The organism is Pseudomonas syringae group sp. J254-4 (assembly GCF_032586855.1).
Lineage (GTDB): Bacteria > Pseudomonadota > Gammaproteobacteria > Pseudomonadales > Pseudomonadaceae > Aquipseudomonas > Aquipseudomonas amygdali.
Window position 1 is genome coordinate 41,164 of sequence record NZ_JAWHOO010000031.1, and the last position, 7,264, is coordinate 48,427.

A 7,264-nucleotide genomic window follows, 5' to 3' on the forward strand; every position below is an offset into this window, starting at 1 on the left:
CGGAATCGCATTGAAGACATTCGACCATCTGACAGTCATCGGCCTGCGCGAGTGGGTGGCGCTTCCCGACCTGGGGGTGGCGGGCCTGCGGGCAAAAATCGATACCGGTGCGAGCACGTCAAGCCTGCATGCCACCGAAATCGAACCTTTTGAGCGCGATGGCCAGAAATGGGTGCGCTTCAACGCGCATCTGGGCACTGTGGTTCAGTTGCGCCATCGCCGCTGCGAGGCGCAACTGGTTGCCATGAAAACCATTAAAAGCTCCAACGGCCACGCGCAGGTGCGTTACGTCATTCGCACCACGCTGGCCCTGGGTGATCGTATCTGGCCAGTGGAATTCACACTGGCTTGCCGCAAGTCGATGCGTTATCGACTGCTGCTGGGTTCCAAAGCGCTGATCGACGGCCAACTGGTGGTCAATCCGGGCATAACTTACGTACAAGACAAGCCGGTGTTCCCGGCCTCTACTTCCTCAGGTGTTGCATGAAGATCGCTGTGCTTTCGCGTAATCCGCGTCTGTATTCCACCCGTCGTCTGGTCGAAGCTGGCATTGAGCGTGGCCATGAGATGGTGGTGATCGACACCCTGCGCGCCTATATGAACATCGCCAGCCACAAGCCGCAGATCCACTACCGCGGCAAACCTCTGGAGGGCTTCGATGCGGTGATTCCGCGCATCGGTGCTTCGGTGACTTTCTATGGCTGTGCGGTGTTGCGTCAGTTTGAAATGATGGGTGTGTTTCCGCTCAATGAATCGGTCGCCATTGCCCGCTCGCGCGACAAGTTGCGCTCGCTGCAATTGTTGTCACGCCGGGGCATCGGCTTGCCGGTTACAGGCTTTGCCCACTCGCCTGACGATATTCCCGACCTTATCCAGATGGTCAACGGCGCGCCGCTGGTCATCAAGGTGCTGGAAGGCACTCAGGGCATCGGCGTGGTGCTGTGCGAAACCGCCACGGCAGCCGAATCGGTGATTGAAGCCTTCATGGGCCTCAAGCAGGACATCATGGTGCAGGAGTACATCAAGGAAGCGGGCGGTGCTGATATTCGCTGCTTCGTTGTCGGTGACAAGGTCATCGCCTCGATGAAGCGTCAGGCCAAACCGGGCGAGTTTCGCTCCAACCTGCACCGTGGCGGCAGCGCCAGCCTGATCAAGATCACCCCGGAAGAACGCATGACAGCATTGCGTGCAGCCAAGGTCATGGGCTTGAGTGTGGCGGGTGTGGATATTCTGCGCTCCAATCACGGCCCGTTGGTGATGGAGGTCAACTCGTCACCTGGCCTGGAAGGCATTGAAGTCACCACCAGCAAGGATGTGGCCGGGATGATTATCGAGTATCTGGAGAAAAACAGCGGCCCGCACATGACCCGCACCAAAGGAAAAGGCTGACAGGGCGGCGACTCGACTCAATCGCTCAGGCCACGAGCTTGTCTGCGGATAAGCTGGCCTGAGCACTGCACTACCGTACATCTGTTAAATGCGCCGAGTAATCGATTCAGCAGCGCTATGTTCTTTCTGCAAACCCGCTTCTCTCCATCAGGCCGAAGACGACGTTTTAGCCACCTTCGCGCCGAATAGCCCTCTCGCCTCGCGACATAAATCAACACATTTCTGCTTATTTGTATGCCGATTGAGCATGAGGTAGTCGTTTACGGCATTAGACGTATGCGCGTGCCATGGGAATAGTTGCGACTTTTTTCGCCTGCTACAGAGCCGGGATGCTCGTCTGCGGTGACCTTCTCGGGACATTTCCAAAGGGATCCCCTGCCCTGAAACTGCTTTGCAAAGCACGCTCGGCGCATCGGTCTTGGACTTGCCCAAGCCACTTTGAACAAGGGTAATAATATGAAGAAGGCAAAGCTGAGTCTGGCCTGGCAGATTCTGATCGGACTGGTACTGGGTATCGCGGTGGGTGCGCTGCTCAACCATTTCAGCGCCGAGAAGGCCTGGTGGATCACCAATCTCCTGCAGCCTGCGGGCGATATCTTCATTCGTCTGATCAAGATGATCGTTATTCCTATCGTTGTCGCATCGCTGATTGTAGGCATCGCGGGTGTGGGCGACGCCAAGAAACTGGGGCGTATCGGTCTGAAGACCATCCTCTATTTCGAAGTGGTGACCACCATCGCCATTCTGGTGGGTCTGGTGCTGGCGAATGTGTTCCATCCGGGCACTGGCATCGACATGAGCACGCTGGGTACGGTGGATATCTCCAAATACCAGCAGACCACCGCCGAAGTTCAGCATGATCACGCGTTTATCGCGACCATTCTTAACCTGATCCCGTCCAACATCTTTGCTGCCATGGCGCGTGGCGAGATGCTGCCGATCATCTTCTTCTCAGTGCTGTTCGGTCTCGGGCTTTCCAGCCTGCAGGCCGAGGTCCGTGAGCCGCTGGTGAAACTGTTTCAGGGCGTCTCGGAAACCATGTTCAAGGTCACACACATGATCATGAACTACGCGCCGATCGGCGTGTTCGCGCTGATTGCGGTGACCGTCGCCAACTTCGGTTTCGCCTCCTTGTTGCCGCTCGCCAAGCTGGTGATTCTGGTGTACGTGGCCATCGCTTTCTTTGCCTTCGTGGTGCTGGGACTGATCGCTCGGGCATTCGGCTTCTCGGTGATCAGGCTGATGCGCATCTTCAAGGACGAGCTGATTCTGTCCTACTCCACCGCCAGCTCCGAAACCGTACTGCCACGCGTGATCCAGAAGATGGAAGCCTATGGTGCGCCGAAAGCGATCTGCAGCTTCGTGGTGCCGACGGGTTACTCGTTCAACCTCGACGGCTCGACGCTTTATCAGAGCATTGCGGCGATATTCATTGCCCAGCTGTATGGCATTGACCTGTCGATTGGCGCGCAACTGATGCTGGTACTGACGCTGATGGTCACGTCCAAAGGTATCGCGGGTGTGCCGGGTGTTTCCTTCGTGGTGCTGCTGGCAACGCTGGGCAGCGCAGGTATCCCGCTGGAAGGTCTGGCATTCATCGCCGGTGTCGACCGGATCATGGACATGGCGCGCACCGCCTTGAACGTGATCGGCAATGCCCTGGCAGTGCTGGTCATCTCGCGCTGGGAAGGCATGTACGACGATGAAAAGGGCGAGCGCTACTGGAACTCCCTGCCGCACTGGCGCAGCAAAGAGCCTGTACCGATGGGCCAGCCGACGGCTGACTGATCTTCGCCAATGTACTGACAAACCCCGGACCTCCGGGGTTTGTTGTTTTCAGGTCGCCGGTTAGACTGCCTGCCTTACCTGAGGAGTGACCATGACCGACGACATCGATAATGACGAAGAAGACTTTGCTGCCTCGACCCTGATCGAAGCCATCGAAAACCAGATCGAAGCTGGTAAACCGCCTGCAGCCAGAGCGGTCTTCAACATGCTGACCCTGGTGAACTATGAGCGTGAGGATATTCTGGAGATGATGGCCCACGTGCTGGCCATCGAGATCGATGCCTTGCTGGAGCAGGACCGTCCGTTCGACACGCAATGGTATGAAGCAGCGCTGCGCGCCCTGCCCGATCTGCCGCCGGAAAAGTAATCCTGCGGTCCGAGCATGCCAGCAAGATATATGCTGCAAACACTTCAGGCGCTGACTACACTGCAAATGCCCCGCTGCCGCTTGATCCTCCGGGGCCACACGCCAAACCGGCTTTAACGGTCATCCAGAACCGACGAGCGCAGATCGGACACGTCGATTCCAGAGCACACCCACCAGCCGGTGAGGTCGTACTACTACAAAAAGTCTGGAGTACCTATGTCGTATACCCCTGAGTTGGTTGCCGAACTGGAAATCCTTGCACTGTTCAATCTGGGAAACACCCAGGAAGGCCTCAAAGTCCACCATGTAGCGGCGCCCACGGCCGTCGCAGCAGCACAAAGACTCTTCGATAAAGGACTGACGACCCAGGTCGATGGCGGTTATCTGACCAGCCTCGGGCTTGAGGCCGCTCAACATGCCCAATCACTGTTGACCATCCTCAACGTTTCCAAACAAGCTGCCTGACGGTCGCAGGGCCTGCGCACAAAAAAGCGTGGCAGGCCCTTCACTTATCTGAACGCCGGTCGATACAGGATTCTGGCGTCAGAATAACAACCCGACTGAATCCTCTTCTCTCGGCTGCAAACCTTCTCCGCCATCTTTGCTCAGTAATTCCACGCCTGCACAGGCCAGATGCCTTGAGTTGCGATGACGCGTAATCCTGAAATTCGCCCCGACCTGGATGAGGGCATCGACCGCAAGGTTCTCAGCCAGCTGCGCAACCGTTTCCTGTCTCTCAATGACGGGCGATACGCGCGTGCCCTCGAAGGCATGTCGACGCGTCAGCAAAGCGTTCTGACGCTGCTGCCGCTGTTCTTTCACGTCAACCACCCTCTGCTGCCCGGTTACGTTTCCGGTGCCACACCTGCCGGCGTCTCGCAGTACGAACCGGACACGCTGGCGCTGGCTGAAGCGCAACGCCTGACGCGCTCCTTCTCGTACAAGGTCCGGCGTGGTAACGCTCCCCAGCCGATTCACGGCCTGTTTCTGATGGGCAGCCTGGGCACGCTGGCTCAGGCTGAACAAAGCGACATGGACGTATGGGTCTGCCACGACAGTGAGCTGGAGCCAGAGGCCATCGCCGAACTGCGCAAGAAATGCCAGGCCCTTGAAGCCTGGGCCGCCACTATGGGGGCAGAAGCACACTTTTTCCTGATCGACCCGCAGCGCTTCAAGCGCGGGGACCGTGATTCGCAGCTCAGCTCTGACGACTGCGGCACTACCCAGCATTACCTGTTGCTCGACGAGTTTTATCGCACGGCGATCTGGCTCGCAGGCCGCACCCCGATGTGGTGGCTGGTGCCGGTCTATGAAGAGCAGAACTATGAGGATTACACCCATACTCTGCTGAGCAAACGCTTCATCCGCGCCAGCGAGGTGCTCGATCTCGGTCCGATGTCGCACATTCCTCCGGCCGAGTTCATCGGTGCCGGATTGTGGCAGTTGTTCAAAGGCATCGAGTCGCCCTACAAGTCTGTGCTCAAGCTGCTGTTGATCGAGGTCTATTCCAGCGAGCATCCTCGCGTGCAGTGCCTGAGCCTGCGTTTCAAGCAAGCGGTGTTTGCCAACCAGCTGGACCTGGATGAGCTGGACCCGTACGTGGTTGTGTACCGGCGTATCGAAGAGCATCTACAGGCACGCAACGAGCAAGAGCGGCTGGAACTGGTGCGGCGCAGCCTGTACCTGAAGGTCAACAAAAAGCTCACCGGATCGAGCCGTCAGCGCAACACCGGTTGGCAACGCCTGCTGCTGGAGCGCCTGACCTGTGAGTGGGGCTGGGATGAACGACAACTGGCGCTGCTCGACAGCCGCAGCCAGTGGAAAGTCCGCCAGGTGGCCAGCGAGCGTCGTGCGCTGGTTAACGAGCTCAATTACAGCTATCGCTTTCAGACGCGGTTCGCCAGAACGCAAAGCACCGCCGATGCGCTCAATGCTCGTGACCTGACCATACTCGGTCGGCGTTTGTATGCGGCTTTCGAGCGCAAGGCGGGCAAGGTCGAGTTCATCAATCCGGGCATCGCCCCGGACCTTGCAGAAGACACGCTGACGCTGGTGCATTCTCCTGACAAGCGCGAGCCAGGCAAGCATCAGTGGGCCCTGTACAACGGCAACCTGGGTATTCACGAGTGGCCGAACTTTTCGCCGATCAAGCGCAGCCGGGAATTGCTTGAGCTGCTGACCTGGTGCCACCGCAACAACGTGATCGACACCACGACCCGCGTGGCGCTGCATCCAGGCGCCAGTGACTTGAGCGAGTTCGAGTTGTTCAACCTGCTGGGTGCCTTGCAGCAGAGTATTGAACTGCCGCTGCCCGAGGTCAGCGACGACGAGCTGCTCATGCCCAGTACACCCAGCGAGATACTGTTGCTGGTCAATGTCGGTGTCGACCCGCTCAGGCATCACCGCGACCTTAATATTCTGATGACCACCGAGCGCACCGACTCGCTCAGTTACGCGGGCGTCCGGGAGAATCTGGTGCTGACGCTGGACCAGATCACCCTCAATACCTGGAACGAAACGCTGGTCAGCCGCTATGACGGCCCGCATGCCCTGCTTGACTGCATGAGTGAACTGCTCGGCAGCCTGCCGCAGAGCGGTAAACAGCCGCAGATTCGCGTGCGCTGCTTCTGTCATAACCGGGCGCCTGCCATCGCCCAGCGGGTTGAAGAGTTGATCAGCACGGCCCGGTTGTTACTCGCCAGGCAGTTGAACCACCGTTATCTGATTCAGGTGCAGCAGCAGTATCACGTGTTGGAGATCAAACCCGGACAGGTCGGTCATGTAGTGGTCAACAGCCTGCCAGGCCTGTTCAAGTACCTGGGTGAAGAGCTGCCGTTGTACAGCCCTTTGCATCTGGACCCTCAGGCACTCGACGGCCACGATCTGGCCCTGATCCTGCCACTTGGCCAGCCTGAATGTATTCAGGTGTTCTACCGAATCAACGAGCCGGATGCCGACGTGTATGTGCTGGACGAACACAATTCGCTCTGGCACCAGCGCCTGCCGTATCACGACGAACAAAGCCTGCTGACGCCACTGCAGCGTTTTCTTCAATCGCTGGTTTATCGCCGAGGCGCGTCATTGCCGCTGGACGACCCGTCCGAGCCGGTTTCGCTGGAAACCCTGTATTACCAAGTGCTGCCTTCCGGCCCTGGGCTTGCCCGGCGTGTTGAACATCGGCTGGCACCGACTGCGGCGGACAAGGCGTTTTATGACGTGCAGGCAATCATCGAAGAAACCTCGCCCGGACAGCTGAGCGCCACGCTGTACTGCGACAACTGCGAGTTTTCCGAGCTGGAATATGGCGACCAGTTGTATGCCGCCGTTGCCCGGCAAATTCTCGGCAAACGCCTGGAACCCCAGCGCTATCGCTGTTACATCACCGACCTGGACCTGTCCGGGCTGCTGGATGACCGGCATGGACAAAGCATCCTCTTCCTGCATCACAAGGCCGAGCTGGAAAAGCTGTTGAACGAGGCGATGGACCAGGCCTGACGTACGCTTGTTCTGCCCCGCGCGCCTAACGTTCCAACGCGGAGCATTGGCACGATAGGTGTTCTGCGGGCCGCCTCTCGTTCCGCACGCTCCAGCGTGGGAATGCCGTTCTGGACGCTCTGCGTCCGCTCTTGAATGTGCGGCGCGACGCAAATTTGTGACGCAGAGCGTCACGAAATGCATGCCAACGCGGAGCATTGGCACGATAGGTGTTCTCTGGTGCGC

6 protein-coding genes are annotated in these 7,264 nt (G+C 58.4%); all 6 read left to right on the plus strand.

Annotated features, from left to right (window positions below):
• Nucleotides 1-43: 43 nt before the first annotated feature.
• Complete coding sequence (locus tag RYB09_RS25240; RefSeq protein ID WP_170947379.1) at nucleotides 44-487, plus strand: ATP-dependent zinc protease; 444 nt, start codon at nucleotides 44-46, stop codon at nucleotides 485-487.
• Nucleotides 484-1,389 carry a 30S ribosomal protein S6--L-glutamate ligase gene (gene rimK, locus RYB09_RS25245; RefSeq protein WP_003318100.1) on the plus strand — a complete coding sequence of 302 codons (906 nt, stop codon included), beginning with the start codon at nucleotides 484-486 and terminating at the stop codon, nucleotides 1,387-1,389. The genes RYB09_RS25240 and rimK overlap by 4 nt, the downstream gene beginning before the upstream one ends.
• Nucleotides 1,390-1,845: 456 nt before the next feature.
• Nucleotides 1,846-3,177 (plus strand): glutamate/aspartate:proton symporter GltP, encoded by a 1,332-nt coding sequence (gltP, locus tag RYB09_RS25250; RefSeq protein ID WP_002555824.1) that lies wholly within the window; start codon nucleotides 1,846-1,848, stop codon nucleotides 3,175-3,177.
• A gap of 91 nt (nucleotides 3,178-3,268) precedes the next feature.
• A complete protein-coding gene (locus RYB09_RS25255; protein ID WP_080394867.1) occupies nucleotides 3,269-3,544 on the plus strand; it encodes a hypothetical protein in 276 nt (91 codons plus the stop codon).
• A gap of 216 nt (nucleotides 3,545-3,760) precedes the next feature.
• The gene (locus RYB09_RS25260) at nucleotides 3,761-4,009 is read left to right on the plus strand and encodes a TIGR02647 family protein (protein ID WP_003367562.1); all 249 of its coding nucleotides are present in this window, start codon (nucleotides 3,761-3,763) and stop codon (nucleotides 4,007-4,009) included.
• Between the two features lie 183 nt (nucleotides 4,010-4,192).
• Nucleotides 4,193-7,039 (plus strand): class I adenylate cyclase, encoded by a 2,847-nt coding sequence (locus RYB09_RS25265; RefSeq protein ID WP_316890711.1) that lies wholly within the window; start codon nucleotides 4,193-4,195, stop codon nucleotides 7,037-7,039.
• Nucleotides 7,040-7,264: the final 225 nt, after the last annotated feature.

Coding starts and splice junctions, on each gene's coding strand:
- rimK (WP_003318100.1), top strand. CDS start 484: ATGAAGATCGCTGTGCTTTCGCGTAATCCGCGTCTGTATTCCACCCGT.
- gltP (WP_002555824.1), top strand. CDS start 1,846: ATGAAGAAGGCAAAGCTGAGTCTGGCCTGGCAGATTCTGATCGGACTG.
- RYB09_RS25255 (WP_080394867.1), top strand. CDS start 3,269: ATGACCGACGACATCGATAATGACGAAGAAGACTTTGCTGCCTCGACC.
- RYB09_RS25260 (WP_003367562.1), top strand. CDS start 3,761: ATGTCGTATACCCCTGAGTTGGTTGCCGAACTGGAAATCCTTGCACTG.
- RYB09_RS25265 (WP_316890711.1), top strand. CDS start 4,193: ATGACGCGTAATCCTGAAATTCGCCCCGACCTGGATGAGGGCATCGAC.